The sequence below is a fragment of the Ktedonosporobacter rubrisoli genome, assembly GCF_004208415.1.
Taxonomy (GTDB): Bacteria; Chloroflexota; Ktedonobacteria; order Ktedonobacterales; family Ktedonobacteraceae; genus Ktedonosporobacter; species Ktedonosporobacter rubrisoli.
Map to the genome: position 1 here is coordinate 2,788,938 of NZ_CP035758.1, position 24,790 is coordinate 2,813,727.

The following is a 24,790-nucleotide window of genomic DNA, read 5'->3' on the forward strand; positions in this document are numbered from 1 at the left end:
CTTTTTCACAGGCAAAACCAAGGGATGTCCTGGCTCTCGTTTCTTCTTAGAAGGAGGAGAGGAGCGTCATGGTGGATGAAATTCTCCGTCCTACCACGCCACGCGTAGACTATGATACGTTAGTGCGTCTGGGTCGTGAGCTACTTGTCGCTATTGGTGAAGATCCGCAACGGGAGGGAATCCAGGATACACCACGTCGCTGGGCAGATTGGTGGCGCGAATATATTGAATATGAACCAGGCACAACAGATACCAGCTTCACTTCTACCAGGGCTGGTCAACTGGTGTGCATATCGGGCATTCGAGTCTGGACACTCTGTGAACACCATTTGCTCCCGTTCTGGTGTGACGTTGCGATAGGATACCTGGTCAACGAGACGGTCTTAGGGCTTTCCAAGTTCGCACGTATTGCTCACCATTGTGCTCATCGCCTCCAACATCAAGAACAGCTTGGCCAGCATATTGCTGATATGGTCAGTCAGATGGTGCAAACCGATGATGTCGCTGTATGCTTACGTGGAGAACATCTTTGTATGATGATGCGCGGAATCAAGACTCCCGCGCTCATTACTTCGACAGTAATGAGCGGCGCTTTTGAGCGGGAGAAAGAACTTCAATCCCAATTTCTCCATCTTGTGGCCCCTCATTTTTAGGCAGTTTTAAGCTGCACAATATATCCTTGGCGTTTATCTCAGGATCGGCATATCCAAACTCAGGGCTAAAGCTCTCGGGTTTGAATATGCTGCTGTTCCGACAAGGCTACCTCGTCAAGTCCTTCTAGAAATGTCATAGAGGAGATCGCCAGGAAGAGCTTCAACGTGTTAAAATGCACGGCGGGAATACAGGCGAGTGAATTTATGAGGCTTGCTAATTCTCTGCTCCAACAGCAAAATTTCCCGAGGTTAAGGAGACCTGGATGAAAGCGTCTTTCTGGTTCGTAGCGCTGACTGCGCTTTTTGTGACCTGTTTGCTTACTGCGAATATTCTTGCCGTTAAATTGATAACTATCTTTGGATTTGTACTTCCAGCCGGCGTAATTGTCTTTCCTTTAAGCTATCTTTTTGGCGATGTGCTTACCGAGGTCTATGGATATAAAGCGGCGAGATCGGTTATCTGGCTTGGTTTCTTTTGCAACTTGCTGGCTGTCATTGCCTTCTATCTTGGTGGTATTATTCCAGCCGCTCCCATCTGGCAGGATCAAGGCGCATATAACGCAATTTTGGGCTTTACCCCTGTTACGCTTCTTGCCTCGTTTATCTCCTATATTATAGGTGAGTTTACTAATGCCTTTGTGCTGGCCAGATTAAAGATTGCTACGCAGGGGCGCTGGCTCTGGCTGCGCACGATTGGTTCAACCTTGATTGGCGAGGGCCTGGATTCTCTGATCTTTATTAGTATTGCGTTTTGGGGGCGAATTCCAACCTCGCTCCTGCTTACCACCATTCTGACGCAGTGGGCTTTTAAGGTGCTCTACGAGGTCGTTGCTACGCCTTTAACGTATGGTATTGTAGGCTTTCTAAAACGGCAGGAGCAATCCGATATCTACGACTATCATACTAACTTTAATCCGTTTGCCTTCTCTCTTCAGACCCAGAAGGAAAAGTAGCGTAGCTTCATACAATACGAGGAAGAATTTGCAAATGCCCATGTACAGTTTTTGTGGGGATACGCCGATGCAAGCTCAGGAGGCGCTTGCATCGGGACGAAAGTCAAGAGGAAAGCGTACTATCTCGCTCAACACTGAAGATAGGATGCGAGGAGGTGGCTACCTGTATTGCCACCTCCAGGCGTAATCTGTGAGCCGCTTCACAGTAGGGTTCAACCTTAGCGGGCATTTCGTTGGCTATCTCGTTCCGGTGATAGCCCTTTCACCTGCCTTAGATAGGCTTATCTTAGTAAGATGAGCCTCGCACCTTTATGGGAGAGATGCGCAATGCCACCGGGTACTTCGCGGCAAACTGCTCCGGCGAGCCAAATTCGCTGGTCATCCAGTGACGATATTTCGCAAGATAAAGCTGGTGTTGATCAGCTGGAAGCTCTGCCGTGCTGAGCTGAGCATGGCCGGCAAAGACGATGATGCCAGAGCCGATCGGGTAGCCATTAAAATGCAATGCCACCTGGGAATTCTGGCGCACAAAATCCAGGCGTCTGGCATGAGCCAGATTATAGACCAAAAAATTGGCTGCAGCCTCATCCCACCAGAACCAGACTGGAGCTGGCTGAGGCATCCCGCGCGTATCTACCGCCGTAAGCCATATGAGATACTCGTCTTGCAGGCGGCTCCGTACACTTTTCCCAAAGAATGTATTGTCATCCGGAAGCTGAAAGGTCATTTTCTCTAGTCCTTTATTTCTTTAGAAATCGTTCTCATTCATTTCAGGAAAGGCGAGGACGAATGATGTCCTCGCGTTCTCCGTGATACTCGCCGGCTTGACACAAGCATACCATTGAGCTATCTTTATGACAAGAACGCACAAAAAAGATAGGTACTCTCCGGGAGGAAAGTATGAGTATACACGTAGAAGACCGCTTCTTTCAGTGTCCGGTCGATGCTGGACTGGCGCTGATGGCTGGAAAGTGGAAGCCGCGTATATTATGGAAATTGTATCGTTACCAGACCATGCGCTTTAGCCAGTTTAAACGCATGCTACCTGATATCACTGATAAGATGCTCTCTCAGCAGTTACGTGAACTGGAAGCTGATGGGCTGATTACGCGGAAGGTCTATCCTGTGGTTCCTCCCAAAGTCGAGTATACACTTTCCACCTTTGGCAAGACGCTTGAACCAGTGATCGCGGCCATTGCGACCTGGGGCGAAACGCATGAGCAGGAGATTCGAGCGCATTTAGAGCCACACGACGTTACTCCGTAAGAGAGATTATCTGTGCATGTCGGTCCATAGTTAATTTAGGGTTCTGTTAAGTTCAGCGAGCCAATAGGTTCCATCTTATCAGGCAAACCCATTGGCTCTGTCGGGAGCTTCCGCGAGATTGGCTAATCTTCTCTCCTTCAACCATCTTCTTCACGTACTCTTTAGCTATGCAATCTCGCCGCAGCTCGTGTGAAAAGCGCCGGGAGCATATGTTGCAAGGTAGTTGTTTCCGGCTATTTAAAAAGGGGCGATCGAACTATGATCCTACGGGGCAACCATAGCGCGCTGTAATGCTGGATGAGTGATCCAGCGCTCCTCACTAAGATACTTCCAGCCTCCATCTGCAAGCATGATGACTAAATTGCCGCGCTGCATAGCTTCTGCTGTACGTAACGCTACTTCCAGGACGGCTCCGCTGGAAGGACCGGCCAGAATGCCCTCTTGCTCCTGGAGCTGCCGCGTTCGGCGCCAGGCATCCTGACTTGAGACCAGTAACCTGGCATCAAGCATTGAAGTATCGAGAACGGGAGGGACGAACCCATCGGCAAGATTGCGCAGTCCCTGGATGCTATCGCCCTTGATTGGTTCAGCCGCGACGATGCGAATCGCTGGATTGTATTGCTTGAGGCGGCGAGCAACACCCGTGAGCGTTCCGCCGGTTCCCAGTCCACCTACGAAGACATTGATATCTGGCAGATCTTTGATGATTTCTGGAGCCGTCGTTTCGTAATGGGCGGCTGCATTTGCCTGATTGCCATATTGATAGAGCATCACATAGCGCGCGTCCTGCTCCACCAATTTTTGCGCCAGGCGCACGGCTCCATTGCTCCCGGCTGCTCCTGGCGAAGTGATGATTCCGGCTCCATAGAGCTCAAGGAGTCTGCGTTTATCCTGGGTGCCCTTGTCGGAGATTACTGCAGTAAAGGCGTAGCCCTTAAGCCTGGCAACGAGGGCGAGCGCTACCCCAGTATTACCGCTAGTCGGCTCTAATAGGATCGAGCCCCGCATGAGGAGATGCTGGGTTTCGGCCTGCTCGATCATCTTTTTGGCGATGCGATCTTTGATGCTGCCCGAAGGATTGACTCCCTCCAATTTAGCAAAGATATGCAGTCCTGGACGCGGGCTAAAGCTTTTTAGCTCAACCAGAGGTGTGTTGCCAATCGTTTCTAGAATGTTTGCAAAACGCATTGCTTGCTCCTTATTTAGCTGTGGCGAGAGACAAGTGTGTGGCCGGCACTTATGGTTTCGTCGATAATTGTATGCATATCGGCTTCCGTGGACAGATAGTTTACGAGGCAGGCGCGCAATACTTCTTTGCCTTGCAGTTGCGTGCTGGTAAGAAAGGCCTTACCACGCTGCTGGATCTCGTGCGCAAGAGCCTTGTTCAAGTGGTTAAGTTGGGTAGGCTGGCTGCGCAGGTGAGCAGGCGCGTAGCGGAAACGTACGATGCTGAGTGGTTCGGCGGCGATTAACTCTAATTCGGGCTCGTTTTTGATACGCTCAGCAAGCAAACGGGCTAGCTGATTATTATGGGCAATCGCGCGGGTCAGCCCTGCCCGCCCGGCTGAACGTATGATGGCCCAGACCTCCAGGGCCCGGAAACGCCGTGTGCGCTGCAGGGTGTATTCCGATAGCCAGGGATCATGCTCACCTGGTCCGGGTTGGGTGACGCTGAAGGCGTCGCGCAATACAGCGCCGTTTCTTACCAGGGCGCAGCCGCAATCGATGGGCACTGAGAGCCATTTGTGCTGATCGGTGGCCAGCGAGTCTACGCGCTCTATACCTTTATAGAGATGGGCAACTTGCTCATCGAGGATGCCAAAGGCTCCATATGCTCCATCGACATGAAGCCAGAGCCCTTGCTCGGCACATAGATTGGCCAACTCGTCAAGGGGATCAATCGCTCCCGTTTCTACGGTACCAGCAGTGGCAGCAACGCAGAAGGGACGCAAGCCAGCCGCGCGGTCCTTGTTGATTTGCTCACGTAAGCGCTTTACATCCATTTGTAAGGAGGGAGTCGAAGGGATAATGTGGATGGAATTGCGACCCAGGCCCATTGCCTCCACAGATTTCCGCACACTGAAATGGCCCTGGTCGGACTGATAGAGAACGAAAGGCTTATGCATTCCCTGCAATCCCTCAAGACGCACATTCCAGCCATCTGCTTGTGCCGCCCATTGCCGGGCTGCCTGCAAACAAGTGAAATTGGCTTCGGAGCCGCCACTAACAAAAACGCCTGCACTGCCTTCTGTGGGGAAGCCGCACAGCTCCATAATCCACTGCACGACGCGCCGTTCTAATTCCTGGCCGGCGTGCTCGCCTATACCACAATTAGGATTCATAGCTGCGGCAAGAGGTTGTACCAGAATGCCCGCATGGGCTGGCGCGGAATTGATCCAACCGGCGAAGCAGGGATGTCCATTGCCCTGGGGATAGGGCAAGATCATCTGCTGGAGAAAGGTGAGGGTCTGCTCAAATGGCTCGCCCTCCGCAGGAAGCTCCTGTTCCCTTAACGCTTTGCGCACATCATCAGGCATAGCCTGCCATACGGGACGCTCCCGAATATCGCTAAGATACGCTGTCACGGTATCCATAATCCGATAGCTCAGCGCTTTGAGCTGCGCCTCTTCAAGGGAAAGCCCTGTTGACGTTTTTGTGATCCGGTTTGCTGCTCTATCTTCCATACATTTCTCCCTGCTGCTTTCTACTTTAAGGCTCAAATATCTTTATCTGTTGTGCTTATGAGTAGGGCTTCTCTGGCCGATTTATAGATCTTGCTAAGATTAGCATACACATTGTTGCTGAAAAATCAGTGGTCTTACCTGAAATTTTGCTGAATAGAAACACGATGAAATGGCTTACGGCTTATTCCGGTGAGGTATCTTTATCCTAAGATAATGTTTTTTCTTGAAATATGTTTGCTTGTTGCTTTTCTTGTGTATATGTTATAGGCTATTATGTCGGAGGAAGAAAAACCGTTATCCCGGGTGCGTTTTTCAGATGTCTTTTGGAGGAAGGAAAAGTTTAGTGGCACTCTTCATTTTGTAACAGGTTGTGCAGAGGAAAGGTTTATCGTGGTAGCATCCAGTCAATTTGAACCAGGCGCGAGCGTACGTATCTCTGGCTATGGCCCATTTCGAGGATTACGAGGCATAATTCGTAAAGTTGACCATATACCATATCAACAGTATCTTGACGAACCCCACAAGTTTTATCTTATCGACCTGCAAGGAGCCTATATCAAGGAACCTATCTGGTTTGAGTACGATGAAGTAGAGCCTTCTGCTTCATATGAATGGGAGGAGCGCATCCCGGCCGGACAGATTGCTTGAGGTAAGTATTATTCTTGCGAGGTTATCCTATTTGGAAAATCGCGAGAGGGGCAATAATGGCAAGGATTGCCTGTGGGCATACCTATAAGCCAGACGTCCTTCATACAAGGTCAAGGTACAAGCCAGCTACCCTCGCGCGATCGGGCGACACTTATCGTCGCCCGATCCCTATGGATGCCCGATTATTAATGCCCTACGTGGTTTTAGCAGGAAGCTTAAATAGATCATCTATGCGAATCAGCTGGCCAGTGCGCATGGCTTCGTTAGCCGCGATACCAACCAGGGCTGACGCGGCCCCATCGAAATGTGAAGCCGCCCGCTTGAAGGGATCGTTTGGGGGATCAGGTGAGAATAGCTGCCCCAATAAAACAGGGTCTGCGCCTCCATGCCCGCCCTGGGCGGCAGGAATATCCACATCATAGGGCGTGCCAAACATCGGGTAGGCTCGAATGCGCGCCGACTTGAATGCTCCCTTGCTGGCGCTTGAGGCAGCTCCGCCATCTCCTTGGAGATGATTGATATTCTCCACAACATCAAGCTCTATGCGCCCTCTGGTTCCTGTAATCGCCACGCGCAAACCTTCCCAGGGAGAATAGGCAACCAGACAATAGGAGAGCAGCGCGCCGCTGCGATAGCGTACGCAGACGCACATGGTATCCTCAATAGTGATTGGCTCGCCAAAGACATTGCGGTCGCGCAAATATCCAGTTTCCTCTTCTGCCTCTAAATAGAGCCCACGAAACGCCTCATTCTTATCGAGGGTAAGGGCAAAGGGATCGTTGGCAGCTTCCGAAACCCCGGTATAGCGCTGATAGGTATAGTGCTCTCCTCGACTCTCTGCATTAGCCCGACCATAGAATTGTAGATCGCCCAGGGCAAAGACTTCGCGAGGATAGGCATCAATCCACCAGTTTACCAGATCGAAATGATGGGAGGCTTTATGGATGAGCAGGCCGCCGCTATTCTGCTTTTCCCGATGCCAGCGCCGAAAATAATCGGCCCCATGGCTGGTATCAAGCATCCAGGAGAAATCGACTGCCAGTGGCTTGCCCACCACTCCCTGCATTACCAACTCGCGAAAGCGCGTGTAAGCTGGCGCATAGCGATAATTAAAGCTAACACGTAAGGTGTGGCCGCTACGTTCAACTGCCTGCATGATCGCTTGCAGCTTCGTGATATCGGTTGTCATCGGCTTTTCGGTAAGGACATCGCAACCAAGCTCCATGGCACGCACGATATAGATATGATGTGTGCTATCCATCGTTGTTACGATTACCGTATCAGGTTTTGTCTGCTCGATCATTGCCTCAAATTGATCGGCATGAAAGATCGGCAGCGGCTGTAATCCGGCATGAGTTTGTACATATTGGTTATACCAATCCATACGTACCCGGCTGATGTCACAGAAGGCGACAAGCTCTGCAACATCGCGATAGGTTGTAGTCAACGCATCGATAAACATACGGGCACGCGATCCAGTGCCCACAAGTGCATAGCGTTTTTTGTGCATCTTTTTGCCCTTTAACGATCCTTGAGCTACGATGAGCTTTGATTTTGCCCACAGAATACTGTGGCTGTTAATTATCTTACCAAACCGCTCAAGGTGGGCTTTAATCTGCCGCGCTCTTGACAAGCTTATTTTAACAACGTTACACTTTTCTTGCACTGATAGTTCTCGGAAGGTCCTTTCTTCTTGTCTATCATTACTATGAAAATCGGGATACCTTCGAATGCAGGTTTACTATGGAACAAGATCACTCAAAGCGTCCCCGAGAAGTGTATTGTGAGGACGTGACAGATGAGGTTGTTGCTTCCTGGGCCGAGCAAGGTTACACGTTAGCTTTTGCTGAAGAAGTTATGCGCTATAATCTCTCGCAGGGCCTTCCCCGCGTCGTTGTTCCGTTTGAGGTGTCGTATCTTGCCTGGGAAGCTGCGCACATTCATGATTTTTTTTCACTCTATGTCGCCTCATTTCGTGAGCGGCCAGGTTTTCCTGAATGGGATGAGGCCTGCTGGCTTCAGTGGGTCTCTGACGATCCTGCATTCAGGGCCGATTTATCCTTTCTGGCCCTGGTGCAGGGTCAGGCGGTTGGATTTATTACCAATGCTGAAGATGAAGAGGAGCCGGCGCGGTGTGGCTATCTGATTCAAGTAGGGATTCATCCCAAGTGGCGGGGGCGGAGGCTGGGCACTGTTCTGATTACTCATGCGTTGCAAGCGTGGCGAGCTGTGGGCAGAGAGGCAGTGCTTCTCCATGTGAATGTCAATAACCCTGGCGCAATTCGGCTCTATCAGCAGCTTGGGTTTGTCTGCATCCGACGTAGGGGAAAATTTATTGAGCAGATGAAATAAATCCTTGACTGACAACGATCTCCCTTTCTTCAAGGGCTACCTCTGCTTCGTCAGTTTCCTGCTGGGATTTATGCCTCACGTAATTGCATATCGCGCCACAAACACTTGAGTGCTTTTGCAAGAGCACGTGAGCGTTAGCATCACAAACACTTGAGTGCTCCTAAAAGGACACGCAGGGGTTCGCCTCTGGGTAGTGTCTCTGGCATGCTAATACCTGTTATGTTGGAAGTATCATGATCTTCCAGCGCCTATATCATCAGGCAAAGAGAGGAAAATAGCATGGCCAATGAGCAAAATTTTTCTGACCACGTGCACGAACGGCAGTTCACGGCAACTTCTGCCGCTAAAGATGATTTCGCCAGGTCGTCCCATCCTCATATTTGGCGGACGTTTGTCAGAAGACTGCTGAAAGGAATTGCCGTGCTACTCATTCTGGGTATTTTAAGTATTACAATCCTGCTCGGCTATCTTTGGAATGAGCACCGGACAGCTATTACGCTGCCAGCGCCCAGCGGCTCTTTCGCGGTCGGTCGTACTATGTATGACTGGACTGATCATTCGCACACTGACAGCCTTGCACCGGTCGCCGGTCAGAAGCGCGAACTTGTGGTCTGGATATGGTATCCTGCGATCCCTACGAAATCATCTAAAACAGTGGATTATCTGCCCGCACCGTGGCGAGCTGCGCTTGCGCGCTACCAGGGTGTAGTAGGCAGTACCTTTTTGGCGCGAGATCCTGCGCAGGTACATGCACATAGCATCAGTAACTCGGAAGTATCGCCGGCTCAGCGAACGTATCCGGTTGTTCTCATGAGATCCGGCATAGGCGCATTTGCCACCGACTATACCACCCTGGCCGAAGATCTGGCGAGTCACGGCTATATCGTTGTGGGAATGGATGCGCCGTATAGTACCAGCGTTGTTGTTTTCTCAGATGGTCGAGTGGTGACGAAAACAGACGCGGGGAATCCAGGCGATGCCGATCTTCCGGTTGAGGAGCAAGATCGCCTCGCTAACAATCTTATCTCTATTTGGAGTACTGACACCAGCTTTGTTCTCAGTAAATTAGACGAACTCAATCGTTCTGATCCATCCGGCACCTTCACGCATAGGCTCGATATGCAGAAAGTCGGGATCTTCGGACACTCCTTTGGCGGAGCAACAGCGGCCCAGTTTTGCCACGATGATAGCAGATGCAAGGCGGGAATTGATCTTGATGGGGCTCCATACGGAAATGTCGTTCAACAAGGTCTTCATCGCCCCTTTATGTTTCTGCTGAGCGATCATGGCGATCCCACGGATGCGGAGAGCCGCGCGATTCTTAGCCATATCCAATCAATGTACCGCAGCCTTCCCCCTGATGAACGGTTCTGGGCGAGCATCCGTGGCACCAGCCACTTCAATTTCAGTGACCAATCTCTCCTCAAGGATAGCACGCTCTCCAGAGTAGTCGGGGCGGTTGGTTCTATTGACGCGCGGCGTGGACTCTCAGTTATCGCAGGCTGCAGCCTGCAATTCTTTGATCACTATCTCAAGGGCAATGCTGACGATGTGACGAAAAATGTGTCGCAACTTTATCCTGAGGTGCAGTTTGAAGCACGTTAAATCTTTTCTCTGATGCCACCTTGCAAGTCTGATCATCTCTTGTAAGTGAAAATCCTAGCAGGAAACTAGTGGGGACAGTAGAACTATCCCGGCCAACGCGCTGCTTAAGGAAAAAGAGAACCCATCTATCTGTCCTCTCAGTTCCTTTCCCTTATCGGGATCTCTCGGCCTGCAGCAGGCGGGCAACGGCAACCAGGTCGAATATAATGGCCATCTGCTCTATACCTATATCGGCAATATGTCTCCTGGACAGGTCACAGGGCACAATGTAAACAATTGGTTTGTAGCTGCGCTGGCTTTATCCTGACAATCTCGCTGAGAAGAACAGGGGCCGAGGTGAGGATTATGCCTGTTAGCTGCCCCAGCAGGTTTTTGACTACGAGAAGATGAATGAAAGATGAATTACTCTGCCTCCTTTTGTCATTGCCCTGTCATTTTCGCACGCTATACTGCTACTACAGTTTCAAAAGTTTTCAGAAAACCTGGCGAACTGAAGCATAAAATTTTTGAGGAGCGTTGCGTTATGGCGAAATACAGACAAAAAATAGGCTGGAGTCTGCTTATACTTCTCATTCTGGGAATTGGCATAGGTATGATTTCTCCCTATGTGCGCCTTGGCCCGGCCCAGAGTAGAATAGCCTTAGACCCATCTTTTCCTATACTCTATGTAGTACTTGTGATACATATATTCCTTGCCTTTCTTGCACTTATCAGCGGCCCTTTTCAATTCATTAAAGGATTGCGCCAGAACTATCGCACTATACATCGTTATATCGGGCGTATCTATCTGAGCTGCGTATTGATCAGTGGTATAGCCGCTTTTGTTGTTGGGCTCACTAGTAATGATTTTACACGCCAGACCGCTTTTCTCATGTTAGATGTACTCTGGCTTCTCAGTGCTTTCAAAGCATATCGCGCTATTCGCCAAAGAAAAATAACTCAGCACTATACCTGGATGGTACGCAACTATGCACTTACCCTGGTAGCGGTTGTGGCTCGTATTATTGTGCCTTTGAGTATTCTTGTGCGCGTACTCCGTGGCCAGCTTTCTCTTCCTATTAATATCAGTCAGGTTCTGGACACAACGCTTGGAGCAGGCATCTGGCTTGCGCTGGTACTAAATCTTGTGTTAGCTGAGTGGTTGATTTTGCAAAAAACTGTACGAGGACAAGGCGATGATAGGAAAATTGCAGGGCGCACTATGAGCAAGCAGATGGATGAAATCTCTCTTTAAAGAAGTATGAGCTCTGGCTGATTGTCGCAAACAGCGCTCTTTGGACTGCAGCAGCGATGGCTGCTAGTATTGGCCCTCTCTGGCAGGCGCAGACGCCGCAAGGAGTAGGGCAAGAGGAAAAGTGACTTGCCTGTACTCCTTCGTGTACTACCAGGGCATCCAATTGGGATACCCTGGTGTGCACAAAATTCGGGACCTCCTGCAGTGCTAAAGGCGAATGCATATCTTGCCAAGATATCCTCCCTGTTCCATATAGCGAAAGGCTTCGGGCGCATCTTCAAAAGAGAAAGTTTGATCAATAACCGGATGCAGGTGATGCAAAGCAATGGCGCGGTTCATGGCCTCAAAGGCTTCGCGATGTCCCGCGTTGGCTCCCTGAAGACGGACCATACCTACGATGGCTTGGGCTATATCGATCTTGGCGATGCGCTGCCCTAAAAAACCGACAAGGCTAATTTGACCTCCGTATGCTACGGCCTGGAGCGATTGGGCGAGATCTCCTACAACTTCAATCAGATAATCGGCTCCATATCCTGCGGTCAGATCTCGAACGCGAGCTGCCCACGCGGGAGTCTTCTCTGTATTGATTACTTCATCGGCACCGAGAGCGCGCACCCGCTCAAGCTTCTCATCGCTCCTCGATGTCACAATCACGCGCGCGCCGGCCAGCTTGGCAAACTGTAGGGCAAACAGCGAAACTCCGCCCGTTCCTTGCACAAGAACTGTCTCGCCGGCCTTCAATTGTCCTCGGGTAAACAGCTCACTCCAGGCAGTAGTGGCGGCACAGGGCAAAGTTGCTGCCTCCTCATCGCTTAGATGAGCTGGAACCAGAACTACTCCTTCCTCGTTTAGCACCGCATATTCTTGTAATAAGCCGTCAAGTGGGCCTCCTAACGTAGATTGGCGGATAGCCGGGCTCGCATTTCCTGCTATCCATTTTTGGCGAAAGATTCCTGCAACCCGGTCTCCGACCTTGACGCGTTGTACTGCGTGGCCTACAGCAACTACTTCGCCAACTCCATCGGAAACCGGAACAAGTGGAAATGCAATAGCTGCTGGATAGTGCCCGTGCATAATTTGTATATCACGAGCATTGAGCGAGACAGCTCGTACTCGTATCAATACTTGATCTCGTGCTGGCTGAGGAATGGGACGCTCGGTAAGGCTAAGGGCTGTTCGATCCGTGGATTGCTGTATCTGGTACGCCTGCATGGCAATATCTCCTTGTCAACAATGTGCAGCAAAATCTTTCCCTGCATACCTCTCAATCCGCTTGCGAGGTATGCGGCTATAATGTACTTTAGTATAGAAGGAAGACTTACACCTTGTAAGGAGGAACCGAAAAGTGACATGGTTACCAATAGTAACCATTGTTCCCGGGGCCGGAGATCACTTGAGTCCCCAGGTAGTCTGGAAGAATACCACAGCACAAAAATCTTCTTGCTCCATCTCGGAAAGTGCACGTGTATAAAGAATATCCAGTTCTTGCTGAGTTGTCACGCCCATACGTAACGCAAAGGGTTGGAACAATTTGAGCCCGGCTTGCCAGTTTTCATACATAACGCGGTGGGCGGGCATGCCTGCCGAATAATTGATAAGCCTTACTTGCTGCTGAAGCTGTTTAAAGCCAGCTTGCTGAAGTAAGCGTGCCTGGACGGCGGTAATGCCATAGATGTCTCCATGCTGGCTAAAACACTGTCCCGCCGCTCTGTACGCCTCAATTCCCAGATGATTGCACATGGCCAACGCAGCGCTTGTCGTGGTTCCCATGTTCTCCATTTCTGTGCTACATATGATTCCGCCTGGACGCAGGAGGCGAAAGCATTCCTGGAGCATCTGGGGCCAGGCACTCGTGGTCAAGAAAGGTGTGGCCAGACGCATATGGACCAGATCCAGGCTTGCTTCTGCCAATTTGAGTGGCGCCCTGGCATCCATAACATCAAAACTCACATTGCTCAGGCCCTCGTAACTCGCACTATCTCTGGCATAAGCGATCATCGTTTGACTGATGTCGATGCCTTGTACCTGAAGATGAGGATAAAGACGAGCCATATGCAAGGTCCATTCCCCTGGGCCGCAGCCGATGTCGAGAAGGCGGTGAAACCTTGATAAATCAAGTTCTGCTGGCAATAATCCGATCTGCTCCGAAATGAGACGGGCTTGTTTGACTAGCCGAGCTATCTCTGCTATATTTTCGGGATTGATAGGATACTGCGTTACGTGTTGAGAAGCGTCCTGCTGATGTGACATGAATTCCTTTCCTTTCTGCCTGCTCCATTATTCAAAGAGGTCAGACTCAGCATAAGCCCAGTGCGTATGCCTCGTATTATGTATAACGAAGCGAGCAATTGGATAGGAAATTTAGGAATCGTTCGGCTGCTGCAGTGTTGTAGAAGTAATTCTTTTCTTGCTCATGCTTGTGTGATCGTTTACCTTTCCTGTCGGCGTTTTTGGGAGAAGGTGAGCGCGAGAGAAGCGTTTTGAAAAGCTACCTTCGCGCTCACTAATTTTCGCTGTGCGCTTAAGCGCGCTTCTCTCTCGGCTGATAGAAAAGAACTACTACGCCGGAAGGATGTGTTCTGCTGTCGACAAGTTTCAGCTTTACTTGATCCTTGATTCCTTGGAAGAAAGGCTTGCCCTGGCCTAAAATCACTGGATGGATTAAGAGCTGATATTCGTCGATCAGGCTAAAGCTGGTCAGAGTGCGTACCAGGCTGGCACTTCCATAGATAATGATATTTCGCCCTGGCTCCTGCTTCAATCGCTCGATCTCTGCAGGAACTACTTCTTTTACCAGGGTAGAATTGTTCCACTCCACGCTTTCAAAAGTTCTGGAAAACACAATTTTGCGCATTGCATTTAGCGTGCGCGCATAGGCTTTCTCTTCCTCTGGAGCGTCGGGATTGTTGGGGACATGAGGCCAGGAGCCAGCAAAACTTTGGTATGTTACACGTCCGAGCAAGAGGGTATCCGCCGAATTGACCAGATCGCTCTCGTACTTGCCCATCGCTTCATCATAACTTTCTCCTACCCAATCCATTTCGTTGTTTAGGCCAGCAATAAAACCATCGAGGGTGACCCACATGGTGCTAATAATTTTTCTCATACTCTTCTCCTTACCTCTACAGTTGTAATTGGATGGAGGTAGTATAGCTTATCTAAATGGGGCCGTCTTGTATAAAAACGGCATCTGCTCAGCGTGACTTTTGTAGAGAAGCTGAGCAGGCGTTTGGCCGATGAAGCGCACGAGTGAACGGGTCAGGTGTGGCTGATCGAAATAGCCAGCCTGCTCGACGGTATCAAGGATAGAGACGCCATGCTGTAATAGTGATGCGGCGCAGCGCGCGCGTTCGATCTGGCGCACGGCGTTCTGGGTTAGCCCGGTTACGCGCAGGAAGCGGCGCTGAATGGTACTCAATGAGCGCTCGTTCGAGCAACCCTGTAAAGCGTCATCTACAATTGGATCACGTGCGAGCAGGTCCTTACGTACCAGCCATTCGACAAAAGTCTCGGCGTTATTATAGTCAGGAAGCTGCCAGGTGAAGCCAGAAAGCGAGAAGAAATTTCGTGAAACCAGGGGGAGATCCGCACTTGAGTCAACGAGGGTACTGGTTGGGCGTTGGGGCAGAAATGTGCCAAGCTTGAAGAGAATGCCGATCCAGTCCCCATCTCCGGGGCAGTCACCGACTGGTGTAGATTTGGTTTCTGGTCCAAGCAGCGTCACCGTGGTTTTGCCGTGAAGCCTGCTTATTACCAGCTCACAGCGGCTCGCAGCAATTGAGCGAAAAGGGTCTGTGCCCTCGCTATGGCAGCGCCAGACCCTTTCAATAAAGGGCGAGTCAGATGGTCTATCCTCATCAAAGATAATCATGTTACATCCATTTTCGTTACAACACAGCAGTGCATTTAGCCAGCTGCTCATGCTATATTCTCGGTCTCGGCTGTTCCTCTTGTGAATAAACGTGAGAAGAGATTGGGCTTCTCGCAAGGGTTAAAAACTCTGCTGAAGTTATATATATGAAACCTCGCCACCGGATGGTTTACAAATCCCGGCAGTGACGTTGACTGATAACCTCTAAACGGGAGAGTATACCATTTCAGGGGGCAAGTGGAAAGTGATAACGATCGTTATTGCGCATACGCTTTGGAATGTCTTATTCCCTCTACTCTATCTACAGTGATGAGCATCTAGTACTACAGTGATACTTAACGAGGTATATGTGTTATGAAATGGCTTCTTAGGCTCCTACTTCGTAAGAGACTGTAATAGTGCAGTGATCCTGTGGAGCCACCTCACGTTTTAAGTGGTGCTGTAGTACTAGAGTCTGTTAGTGATTCAAATTCGCATCTTGGTCAGGGAGCACATATTTTTAGCCTCAATCGGCCTCAACACCTGTGCGTAGTTTCTTCATCTGATTGAGAACCTGGTATAATAACGTTTATGAAAAGAAAACCTATTGTTTATCTCATTTGTGGATTTATCGGCGCTGGTAAAACTACATTTGCAAAGAAGCTAGAAGAAAAAACTGGTGCAGTAAGAATCACAAAGGATGAGTGGTCAATTCGTTTCATTGGAAACGATCCTACAATCGATGGATATGAGGAATGGGATCGTAAAATTATCGGGTTATCAAGAGATATTGCATTTTATCTCGCTGAGAAAGGTATTGATGTCATTATGGACGAGGGGTTTTGGGCAAAAGAAGAACGAGATGAGTTGAGAAGGAAAATAGATGCAATTGGCGCTAAAGCGGTAATGTACTATGTTGAGACGCCGATAGAAACGATACGAGAAAGGATTGTGGGAAGAAACAATACTCTCACGAAAGACTCATTTAAGATTAGCCGAGAAATGTTGGATAATTATCTGATGTATTGGCAACCTCCTCGTGAAGATGAAGATTGCATTCTCGCCAGTGAGGTGAAATAAAATAGAGCAATTCCTATCTTTCTAAAAGCGTGAGGTGCAAGCGGAAATACTGCAAAGAGGTAACTGGTTGCCTTAATCGCTCCTCTACTGAGACGAGTCTATCGCAAAATAAGGCAAAAAGTAAGCTCGGTAAGAAGTGGTAGCTAGCAGTGGGAAGATTGCGGGAAAGCAGATTTGGCCGGTGTCTATAGAGATATTTCTGTCATAGTAGCGATTAAGGTGATGATTGTAGTGAGGAAGATGAGGTGCGCAAGAAGCTCAGAATAGTGGCCTATTCAGCTCCTTACGCCCAGCACCTGACGGTTTCGTGTTAAACGACTTTAAGCATCCTCAAGTGCATAGTGCAGCTGCACGACGCCATTACCGAGAGGCTTGAAATCCATCAACTGAGCCTTTTTGTATTTGTAGTTGTTCTGATCAAGCAAAAGGTTATATCCTTTGCCTTCCAGCACCGGAGCTATGTCGAAGATAAATTCGTCAACAAGCTCTTGCGCTAAAAAGGCATTGTGTAGTGCTGCTCCGCCAACCAGAAGAGCCCTTTGATGACCCTTAGCCTGGAGGTAGGCCAGGGCTTCTTTGGGCGAGGCTACGACCTGAGCGCCAGGAAGTTCTTTGGCACTCTGAGAGACGACCACGATGTCGAGACCGCTAAAAGGGCCTCCGCCGTTAGTGGCAAAGCTCTCGAACGTTTTGCGCCCAACGATAAAATTTCCAACGGCTCTCGCCTGGTTCACAAAATCGTTGACTGCCTCCGTCTTAGGAGGGTTCTCGGCGCTAGATTGTGCGTAGTTTCCATTTGCCGATAAGGTTGCCCAAAGGATCGTTTTCATGTTATTTTCTCCTCATGTTTTATTTGAATATTTCTTATGGCTACAGCTCTAGCCAGGGGTTGGCCACTATGAAACTTGTTTAGTTAGCTCACCGTTTCGCCTCTGAAGTATCTACTTTATGTCTTGCAGCCAACTGGCGATGGCCTTGCCAATCTCATCGGGAGAGTCCTCCTGTGGAGTGTGGTGGCCGCGTACGCTTACCGTGCGAAGCTGAGGCCAGGCGCGTTGAAGTGCCAGCTCGTTTGGATCATGTACACCTGGAATGGCCTGAATCAACAATTTAGGAACAGGACTTTGCGAGAGCCAGCGGGCGGAAGCCGTAACAATCTCCACGATTTCGGCAGGTTCACCATCAACTGGCAATTGGCGGGCCCAGGAGAGAGTAGGGCGTCGCGCTTCGCCAGGCCCGGCAAACGGGCGGCGATATGCGTTCATCTCCTCCTCAGTCAGCGTGCGCAGAATCGTTTTGGGCAGGTTGAACTCAATGAAGGAGTTTTGTTCAAGTACCATTTGCTCCCCCTGGGATGAACGCAGGGCCTGGAAACGCGAGCGCGCTATCTCCGGCATCTTGCTCCAGGAAGAGACTCCCGAAACTGCCTCCATGTAAGCGATACCGCGTACGGCATCGGGATGACGGCGCGCCCAGTCAAAGGCCAGAGCCGCTCCCCAGTCGTGCCCAACAAAAATGATACGTTCTCGTACGCCTAGCTTTTCGAGGAGTGCATCGAGATAGCGGCGGTGCTCGCCAAAGGTATAGGAGGCCGGGCCACTGTGGGGTAGCTTCTGCGAATCTCCCATGCCGATGAGATCTGGAGCAATAATGCGGCCAAAACTTTGTACGTAAGGCAGGATGTTGCGCCAGACATAGGAATAGGTAGGATTACCATGCAAGAAGACGATTGGATCGCCCAGGCCCTCATCTACATAAGCCATCTCTAATCCCAACACTGACTCTCGCTTTTTGTAATAGGGGAACGCTGCGCTTAACATGATGATGTATCCTTTCTGAACGCACCATGATGAATGGCGGTCCAATATCGCATGAGAAATGAAGTGATACCTCTGTCCGAATGGGGAGTAGATCTGGCTCAATTCACGCTTGCTCTGTATGCGCAAATAGGTCGATGCTCGATGGTAATTTGTGATCCACGCTCCCAGCGACAGAGATCAGTATAGCCTTCAGAAGGATGAAGCTGCGTCATCCTTGAGGATGATTAGTTGCATGATTCGAGGACAGCAGGAAATGGAGAGGTTATCTGCAGTGCTTAGATGAGATGCAGCTCATGCGCTACCGCGCTGGCGGCACTGCGATTGTGGACACCAAGTTTGCCATAGATGCTCTGGACCTGAGTGCGTACTGTATTGACCGAAACTACAAGCTCGCTGGCTATGTCTGCGTTTGAACGGTGCTGGGCCAGCAGGCGTAAGACGCGCTTTTCTTGAGGTGAGAGCGGTTCGAGTAAAGCTGTGCTCGGAGCCAGGGTGCCGTTCTGTGATTGGCCTGGAAAGGCACGCAAAATCGTACGTACAAAGGTAAGCAATGGCGCCTCGTGCAGTTGAGGGATAAGGAGGCGCAACAGGGTGGCCATCTGCTCACCCGCGTCAAGAAACATGCGGCTCAGGTTGCTTGCCAGGGCCTGTCCAAGCACTCGCTGTAATAATTGTAGGGCTTCTGTCTTCTGCTTTCTTGCTGCTGCGACCAGGACCATCTCTACCTGAATCTCAAGTATACGTCGCGTCTGTCCCGCCTTCTGTGTAGCCGCGAGCAAAAGTTCAAGTTGATGCGCGGCTTCATCCAGCTTACCTTGAGCGCGCAGCCAGCGGCTAATGAGCAGCTTTTCGCCTATTTCCTGGGAAAAAGTGGGATGAGGCAAGCGGCTCGCTGCCCAAAGCTGCATGGTTATATGCTCGCCTGTGGAGAGCGCTAAGTGCGCTTGCGCGGCCTTGATTTCCTGGGCGAGATGGGGTAAGGAGGCAAACGTTCGATCCAGGAGGGCAGAGAGTTGCTGTTGGGCAACAAAATCCTGGCCCTGGGCCTGGAGGATACGAGCCTGAAGCAAGCCTGCCTGGACCTCGTAGTACACGAGAAATTGAGAGTTGCTAATCGCGATGGCCTCCTGAGCATAGCGAGAAGCGCTTTCCAGGTCATTGCAAGCGTAGCAGAGTGAAGCTAGCCCTACCAGAGCGTAAGAGCGTGCGTAAATGGGTTCTTCGTTCTGGGCATCCGCAAGCAGCTGGCGATACAGGGCGCTAGCTTGCTGGGTATTTCCTTGCTCAAAGTAGACGTGGGCCAGCTTGAGCAGAGCGATGCGCTGAAAATAGTGATTCTTTGCGGCCCCACATAGCGCCTGAGCTTCAAGCAAGGCGGCAAAAGCCTGCTGAAAGTGTCCCTTCTGTAACAATTCCTCGGCCACAATACTGAGCGTGAGGCCACGCCAGATGTGCTGTCCCTCCGCCAGCCAATCCAGGGCTTGTTTGGCATATCTACTGGAAGCCTGTATATCGCCTGATCTCAGGGCGAGTAATGAGCGAAAGGCCGCCAGCTCTCCAAGCTTCGATAAATTATTCTCGACGCGAAAGCCTTGCTCGGCTTTGTGCAAAAGCTTCTCCATCAGAGGTAGCGCCAGATCATCGGGCTGCCATGAAGTGCTTTGAAATAGCAGCGTTGTAGCATAGCTCAAACAAAGGAGGGGATGCTTTTCCAGTATGTTTTCTGGCAGTTGCTCTAGCCAGCGCTGCAAGGTATGAGGCTCATAGATTTCTCCTGGAAAGGTATGCTCCGCGCTTGTACTGACTATCAAGATTGCCGCTCGCTCATAATCCTGGGTAGAGAGGGCAACATCTATAGCTTCGTGGGGAAAACTATGCGTTTCGTACCAGTGAGAGGCGCGTGCAGAGAGAAGGCGCAATTGCTCTCTGCTGAAGCGACGATGGGCTTCGGCCTGCATGGCTTCAGCGAAAAGCGCGTGATAGCGATACCACTGTTGCGTCATCTGTGGCCTCTGGGATGTGCCATACTCAAGCGGTTCGAGAAACAGATCGCTGTGGTCCAGTAGCGTGAGCAGATCCTGGGCATTCTCTTGTTGCGTCACTGCATTGCACAAGGAGCTGTTGAGACGCGTAAGGAGACAGGTTTGAAGAATAAACTGTTGGACCGGCTCCGGCTGTAAAGCCAGCACCTCACTCACAAAATATTCCTGCAAAGAGGTGTTGTTTTGGGAAAAGAGCGCCAGGACCTGAGCTTGCTGCGCGGCTGTAGTAGTCTTCTGGAGCGCAAGCTTCATGAGATGCAAACCGGCTCCCCAGCCTTGCAATTGTGCATGCAAGCGCTGGATGGTCGAGGCATCGAGAGCAAATGGGAGAGCGTGATGGAGCAGGATGCTGCTCTCTTCCTCACTAAAGCGGAGATCAGAAGTACGTACCTCATATAACATATTTCGGGCACGCAACAGCGTTAAAGAAAAGGGAGGGTCGTTGCGCGAAATGAGTATCACGTGGAGGGTGGTTGGGAGATGTTCAAGAAAGAAAGAGAGCGTTTCCTGAGTCGTCTGCTCGGTGATAACATGGTAATCTTCTAAAACCAGGATGCCTCGGGTTGGGCATTGGGCCAGCGCATTAAGCAGAGCTGTGAGCATAGTTGAAAATTCTGAAAGCAGGAAGGGCGGCTGTGGAGTTAGTGCTCGCAAGGCCGCATTTGCATCTTGCAGGTCGATTTGCAGAGCCTGGCAGGTGGCAATGAGATAGCGCCAGAAGCGCAGCGGGTCATTATCGGCACTTTCCAGAGAGACCCAGGCAACTGTTGGGAAATCGGATTGTGTGCGTCGCGCGGCTATCCATTGACAGACAAGGGTTGTTTTGCCAAAGCCGGCAGGCGCTGAGAGGAGCGTAATCGCGCATTGCTGACCGTTATCGAGCAGAGTAAAGAGGCGTGAGCGGTCGAGTAGAAAGCCGGGCAGGCGTGGAGGAGCGAGTTTGGATAAAAGAAGCGGAACTGGCTCAGGCGGCGAAAGGACTTTGACATCTTCTTGAAACGGGACTGATAGCGAGTATGAAGATGAGGTCATTTCTTGCTGTGGATCTGCCGTGAGCTGCTGTGCGCTAGACGAGCTTTCCAGGAGACGCGCGATTTCCTCTAAACGATTCAAGCTGAGATCTGCTGTCTTGCCGAGATAGCGCTTGATGATGCGCCCATGCAGACGTCGATATGCATACCAGTAGCTACCTCCGCGTTGAACTTTCTGCTTGCGCACTGTGTAGTACATGCCATCACGGCTATGGAAAGAAAAGGAGGCAATTTGCTCAAGCCAGCCCACGTTGAATTCCTGAGAGCTGGCTTGATCAGCGCTGGCAAGGACATAGCTTTGGGCTTGCTCGGACCATCTCAGCTGTGATTGTGCATATCTTGGCATAGATCTTCCTATCTGATCTTCTAAGCAAGGATGGACCAGGCGTGTTGCCTAACAACTATAGCATAGATCACTATGTTAGGCAACAAAGCAACGCGCGAAACGAGTGAATAAGACCCTTCTTGACTAGGGCCAAAGATCTCACGGAAGCCAGGCAATGACCGATTTTCATCAGATATTTAGGAAGACTTTAGTAAACCCATTTCGCGCGCCTTCACAACCGCCTGCAGGCGTTTCTGCACGCCAAGCTTCTGGCACACATGCCTGACATGTACTTTAACCGTGCTAACTTCGATGATCAAGTTTTCTGCGATTTCCTGATTTGACATCCCGGCGGCCATCAAATGTAATACTTCATGTTCCCGCTCGCTTAAGTCTTCGCATCCTTCCACAGCGAGATCGCCAGCGCCATTAGCTTCGCGCAGCTTGCGTGCATACATGCGCGCCTCTCGCGTTACTTCAACGCCCTGCAAGAGCTTCTGTAGAGGTTCGCCAATATCCAGCAATGTGCGCATATACCCTTGCGGGCCGGCCAGGCCTAAAACCTCGCTCAATACATGCGCTGCCAGCCGTTCGCGCAAGCGATAGAGGGCACTGGCTTGTAGAGCCCGGGCGGCCAGAAGTACTTTTACGCGCTTCCCCGCGTGGGCGGCTGTTATAATAGGGGCAAGCAGTTCTTTTACCTCTTCATACTTCTCTTCGGCCAGCCAAACCCTCGCTAGCATGAGCCGTACTTGTTCCTGCCCCTCTGGTGGTGCCTGGGCCATACTTGCCTCTGGATCAATACCAATTTGGCGCAAGGCACGCTGAGCGCCGCCTGTATCCTCCTGTAGAAGTGAGAGGCGTATGGCTATCATGGCTACCTGCTCACTGAGCCAGCGAACTTTGCCTATAGTAGCGATACGCTCAGCTTTCCACAGATGCTGCCAGGCTTGGGCTATCTCGCCTCGAATGGCCAGGATCAGGGCTAGAATACAATATCCGCCCAAGATCACCTTGATTTCGCCGCTGGCTTCGCCAAGAGCTATGCCAAGCGACGCATGTTGTAGGGCGGCGGCGATCTCATTGCGTTCATAGAGTAGTTCGGCCATGCCGATATGGACGATGCCCGTTGCCGGCACCCGGGTTCCCTCTCTGGCTCCCGCGAAGTACAAGGCCTGGCGCAAGATGGCCTCCGCTTCGCTAAGACGCCCTTGTTCAACACAGATCGCGGCCAGGTAGCGGCTGGCGAACATTGCTGTACGCAGGCTAAAGAGGGCCTGACTGATGTGCAAGGCTTCAGCGAGCAGGCGATAGGCGGTATCCAGATCTTTGCGTGCCGTGTACGTGCCACTGAGACCAAAGGCCACATCGGCGCGCAACAGCGCCCGTTCTTCGGGAAGTTCTTGTAGGGCCTGTTGAGAGAAGGCGATCACCTGCGGAATATCGTCGTGGAAGGCGGCAATTCTTGCGCGCAGTGCCGCGATCTCCCCTTTCTGGATAAGTGCTGTATCTTCCCGCCGTTCGATGGCTTCCAGCAAGGCGGCAACGCCCTCCGGCTCACGCTCCCCACTGAGCAGCAAAGCCCAGGCATAGAGCATAGCCAGGCGGGGATTCCCCTCATACCTGCTGGATGGTAAGCGTTGCATCCATGAGAGCAGCAGCTTAACCTCTCCACGCTTCCATAGTATCTCATCCCCGAGCTGCTCAATGAGACGACCGGCCCTGGCTATATCCTCTCCCGCAAGCGCGTGCTCAAGCGCTTCTTCGCGCATCTGCTGTCGCTCAAAATAACGGGCAGCTCGTTGATGCAGCGAGATGAGCAACTCTGGTGAGCTCTGTCTCAGTTTTTCCAGGAGAAACTCGCCAAAAAGAGCATGATAACGATAGCTTTGCCGCTGCTCATCCATAGGAATGAGAAAGGCGTTGGCTCGCTCAAGTTGTCTGAGCAGGTTATGCGTCTGGGTCGTGTTATCGGCATGCGCTTCGTCATCGAGCATCGCGGCACAAAGCTGTGGTGTAAAGGTAGTGAGCGGAGCGGTATGGAGCAAAAAGCGCTGCACTGCTTCGCTCTGTTGGGCAAAGACCTCTTCGGCGAAGTAATCAAAGAGCGAGTGCTGGCTACCAGTAAATTGGGCCAGCACCGTATGAGGTTGCTGTTGCTCGCGTAGAGCCAGCGTGATAAGTTGGAGGCCGGCAATCCAGCCCTCTGTGCGTTGCTCAAGGAAGGCCTGTTCCTCGGCTGAGAGCGACAGGTTGACGCTTTCGCTTAAGAAGCGCTTGATCTCATCTCTACCTAAGCGCAGATCGTCGGCGTCTAGCTCGCCCAGCTCGCCATAGATTCTCGCACGCCCTAAGGCGAGTGGCGGTTCGCGCCTGCTAACAATGATAATGTGCAAATCGGCCGGCAGATATGTCACGAGCCATTGCATCTGCTGATGGATCTGCGCGTTGGTGATAGTATGGTAGTCATCAAGAATGAGGATGGACCTATGAGAATTGCGGCTTAATAATGCGGCAAGAACTGTCTCGATAGACATCAAGGGTGTCGAGTGCAGTGGTGCTGAGCTGTCGTTGCCAGTATGCTGAGTGTTTTGTAGGAGAGCACTTCTTAAGGCGCTCCAAAAGCGTACCGGATCGTTATCTCGTTCATCCAGGGCAAGCCAGGCGATTTTCTGTTTGTGGCTCTGTTGGCTCCGCATTTTATACCACATGCTGAGCAGGGTGGTCTTACCAAAGCGGGCCGGAGCTGTGACCAGGGTAAGTTTGTGCTGACGCAGGCTTTCGTCTAGTTGTTTGAGTAGCTCTGGGCGTTCGATCAGCTTAAAGGGACGGGCCGCAAGTGGTGGCGGGGTGAACCTGCTAGTAACATCGGGCTGAGCCAGCTGTGTGGAAAGGGCTTTATGCCGTTCACTTATCTGCTGCTCGGCAAGGCGCACTGTGGTCTCACGTAAACGCTCAAGCGTAAGATCCTCACTACGCCCCATATAGGTCTTAACAAGCCGGCCCCGGCGGCTGCGATAGGCAATCCAGTACCACCCTCCGCGCTTTCTGCGTTCCTTACGCGCGGTAAACGATCCAGCTTCGTTGCTAAAGAAGAACGAACGATTCTCTTCATTATCGAGCCAGGCATACCATTGCGGCGAGCCAACGGAAACCGGCCTGTTGGTTGGCTCTACTAGGATGTCCTGCTCGACTCGTGGGGTTGTATGTGCCATGCCTTCCCTGCCGTGCTGCTTTCATATGCCTG

Annotated in this window: 21 protein-coding genes; 9 read left to right on the forward strand and 12 right to left on the reverse strand. The window is 51.1% G+C overall.

Translation table 11 applies throughout. The annotated features are described in order from the left end of the window. Positions 1 to 68: 68 nt before the first annotated feature. Complete coding sequence (folE, locus tag EPA93_RS12675; RefSeq protein WP_129887875.1) at positions 69 to 653, forward strand: GTP cyclohydrolase I; 585 nt, start codon at positions 69 to 71, stop codon at positions 651 to 653. 263 nt (positions 654 to 916) lie between these two features. Then, positions 917 to 1,606, forward strand: coding sequence for a queuosine precursor transporter (locus tag EPA93_RS12680; protein ID WP_129887876.1), 690 nt, complete (start codon positions 917 to 919; stop codon positions 1,604 to 1,606). A 286-nt stretch (positions 1,607 to 1,892) separates the two neighbouring features. Here EPA93_RS12680 and EPA93_RS12685 read toward each other — a convergent pair whose 3' ends face one another. Continuing rightward, positions 1,893 to 2,333, reverse strand: coding sequence for a pyridoxamine 5'-phosphate oxidase family protein (locus EPA93_RS12685; protein ID WP_129887877.1), 441 nt, complete (start codon positions 2,331 to 2,333; stop codon positions 1,893 to 1,895). A gap of 173 nt (positions 2,334 to 2,506) precedes the next feature. On the opposite strand from EPA93_RS12685, the gene EPA93_RS12690 reads away from it, so the two are divergent. Then, positions 2,507 to 2,872, forward strand: a complete 366-nt coding sequence (locus EPA93_RS12690) for a winged helix-turn-helix transcriptional regulator (RefSeq protein ID WP_129887878.1) — start codon at positions 2,507 to 2,509, stop codon at positions 2,870 to 2,872. A 264-nt stretch (positions 2,873 to 3,136) separates the two neighbouring features. Here EPA93_RS12690 and EPA93_RS12695 read toward each other — a convergent pair whose 3' ends face one another. Together EPA93_RS12695 and EPA93_RS12700 are read right to left on the reverse strand one after the other, a co-directional pair. After that, the gene (locus EPA93_RS12695) at positions 3,137 to 4,060 is read right to left on the reverse strand and encodes a PLP-dependent cysteine synthase family protein (RefSeq protein WP_129887879.1); all 924 of its coding nucleotides are present in this window, start codon (positions 4,058 to 4,060) and stop codon (positions 3,137 to 3,139) included. A gap of 14 nt (positions 4,061 to 4,074) precedes the next feature. Further along, a complete protein-coding gene (locus EPA93_RS12700) occupies positions 4,075 to 5,556 on the reverse strand; it encodes a pyridoxal phosphate-dependent decarboxylase family protein (RefSeq protein WP_129887880.1) in 1,482 nt (493 codons plus the stop codon). Positions 5,557 to 5,946: 390 nt separating this feature from the next. Here EPA93_RS12700 and EPA93_RS12705 point away from each other — a divergent pair, with 390 nt between their 5' ends. Next, the gene (locus EPA93_RS12705) at positions 5,947 to 6,204 is read left to right on the forward strand and encodes a KOW motif-containing protein (RefSeq protein ID WP_129887881.1); all 258 of its coding nucleotides are present in this window, start codon (positions 5,947 to 5,949) and stop codon (positions 6,202 to 6,204) included. Positions 6,205 to 6,397: 193 nt separating this feature from the next. Here EPA93_RS12705 and EPA93_RS12710 read toward each other — a convergent pair whose 3' ends face one another. Then, positions 6,398 to 7,714 carry a Gfo/Idh/MocA family oxidoreductase gene (locus EPA93_RS12710; RefSeq protein WP_129887882.1) on the reverse strand — a complete coding sequence of 439 codons (1,317 nt, stop codon included), beginning with the start codon at positions 7,712 to 7,714 and terminating at the stop codon, positions 6,398 to 6,400. Between the two features lie 233 nt (positions 7,715 to 7,947). Here EPA93_RS12710 and EPA93_RS12715 point away from each other — a divergent pair, with 233 nt between their 5' ends. The 4 genes from EPA93_RS12715 to EPA93_RS12730 all read left to right on the forward strand — a co-directional run bounded on the left by EPA93_RS12715 (position 7,948) and on the right by EPA93_RS12730 (position 11,395). Further along, entirely contained in the window at positions 7,948 to 8,556 is a 609-nt protein-coding gene (locus EPA93_RS12715; protein WP_129887883.1) for a GNAT family N-acetyltransferase, read from the forward strand. Positions 8,557 to 8,835: 279 nt separating this feature from the next. Continuing rightward, positions 8,836 to 10,161, forward strand: coding sequence for an alpha/beta hydrolase (locus EPA93_RS12720; RefSeq protein WP_129887884.1), 1,326 nt, complete (start codon positions 8,836 to 8,838; stop codon positions 10,159 to 10,161). A 169-nt stretch (positions 10,162 to 10,330) separates the two neighbouring features. Further along, positions 10,331 to 10,468, forward strand: coding sequence for a COG4315 family predicted lipoprotein (locus tag EPA93_RS50885; RefSeq protein WP_422877887.1), 138 nt, complete (start codon positions 10,331 to 10,333; stop codon positions 10,466 to 10,468). Between the two features lie 216 nt (positions 10,469 to 10,684). Beyond that, positions 10,685 to 11,395, forward strand: a complete 711-nt coding sequence (locus tag EPA93_RS12730; protein WP_165423057.1) for a DUF2306 domain-containing protein — start codon at positions 10,685 to 10,687, stop codon at positions 11,393 to 11,395. 207 nt (positions 11,396 to 11,602) lie between these two features. On the opposite strand, the gene EPA93_RS12735 is transcribed toward EPA93_RS12730, so the two are convergent. The 4 genes from EPA93_RS12735 to EPA93_RS12750 form a co-directional block, all read right to left on the reverse strand. After that, positions 11,603 to 12,607: a zinc-dependent alcohol dehydrogenase family protein gene (locus EPA93_RS12735; protein WP_129887886.1), complete on the reverse strand. Its 1,005-nt coding sequence runs from the start codon at positions 12,605 to 12,607 to the stop codon at positions 11,603 to 11,605. Positions 12,608 to 12,784: 177 nt separating this feature from the next. Further along, positions 12,785 to 13,645, reverse strand: a complete 861-nt coding sequence (locus tag EPA93_RS12740; RefSeq protein WP_129887887.1) for a class I SAM-dependent methyltransferase — start codon at positions 13,643 to 13,645, stop codon at positions 12,785 to 12,787. 271 nt (positions 13,646 to 13,916) lie between these two features. Beyond that, the gene (locus EPA93_RS12745; protein WP_129887888.1) at positions 13,917 to 14,501 is read right to left on the reverse strand and encodes a dihydrofolate reductase family protein; all 585 of its coding nucleotides are present in this window, start codon (positions 14,499 to 14,501) and stop codon (positions 13,917 to 13,919) included. A gap of 48 nt (positions 14,502 to 14,549) precedes the next feature. Beyond that, positions 14,550 to 15,266 (reverse strand): helix-turn-helix domain-containing protein, encoded by a 717-nt coding sequence (locus EPA93_RS12750; RefSeq protein WP_129887889.1) that lies wholly within the window; start codon positions 15,264 to 15,266, stop codon positions 14,550 to 14,552. A 570-nt stretch (positions 15,267 to 15,836) separates the two neighbouring features. On the opposite strand from EPA93_RS12750, the gene EPA93_RS12755 reads away from it, so the two are divergent. Beyond that, positions 15,837 to 16,325 (forward strand): P-loop nucleotide/nucleoside kinase family protein, encoded by a 489-nt coding sequence (locus EPA93_RS12755; protein WP_129887890.1) that lies wholly within the window; start codon positions 15,837 to 15,839, stop codon positions 16,323 to 16,325. Positions 16,326 to 16,645: 320 nt separating this feature from the next. Here the strand turns inward: EPA93_RS12755 and EPA93_RS12760 are convergent, their stop codons facing one another. From EPA93_RS12760 to EPA93_RS12775, 4 genes are all read right to left on the reverse strand, one after another. Then, positions 16,646 to 17,155: a dihydrofolate reductase family protein gene (locus EPA93_RS12760; RefSeq protein ID WP_129887891.1), complete on the reverse strand. Its 510-nt coding sequence runs from the start codon at positions 17,153 to 17,155 to the stop codon at positions 16,646 to 16,648. A gap of 111 nt (positions 17,156 to 17,266) precedes the next feature. After that, a complete protein-coding gene (locus tag EPA93_RS12765) occupies positions 17,267 to 18,145 on the reverse strand; it encodes a haloalkane dehalogenase (RefSeq protein WP_129887892.1) in 879 nt (292 codons plus the stop codon). A gap of 275 nt (positions 18,146 to 18,420) precedes the next feature. After that, positions 18,421 to 21,564, reverse strand: a complete 3,144-nt coding sequence (locus EPA93_RS12770; RefSeq protein ID WP_129887893.1) for a winged helix-turn-helix domain-containing protein — start codon at positions 21,562 to 21,564, stop codon at positions 18,421 to 18,423. A 176-nt stretch (positions 21,565 to 21,740) separates the two neighbouring features. Then, a complete protein-coding gene (locus EPA93_RS12775; RefSeq protein ID WP_129887894.1) occupies positions 21,741 to 24,758 on the reverse strand; it encodes a winged helix-turn-helix domain-containing protein in 3,018 nt (1,005 codons plus the stop codon). Positions 24,759 to 24,790: the final 32 nt, after the last annotated feature.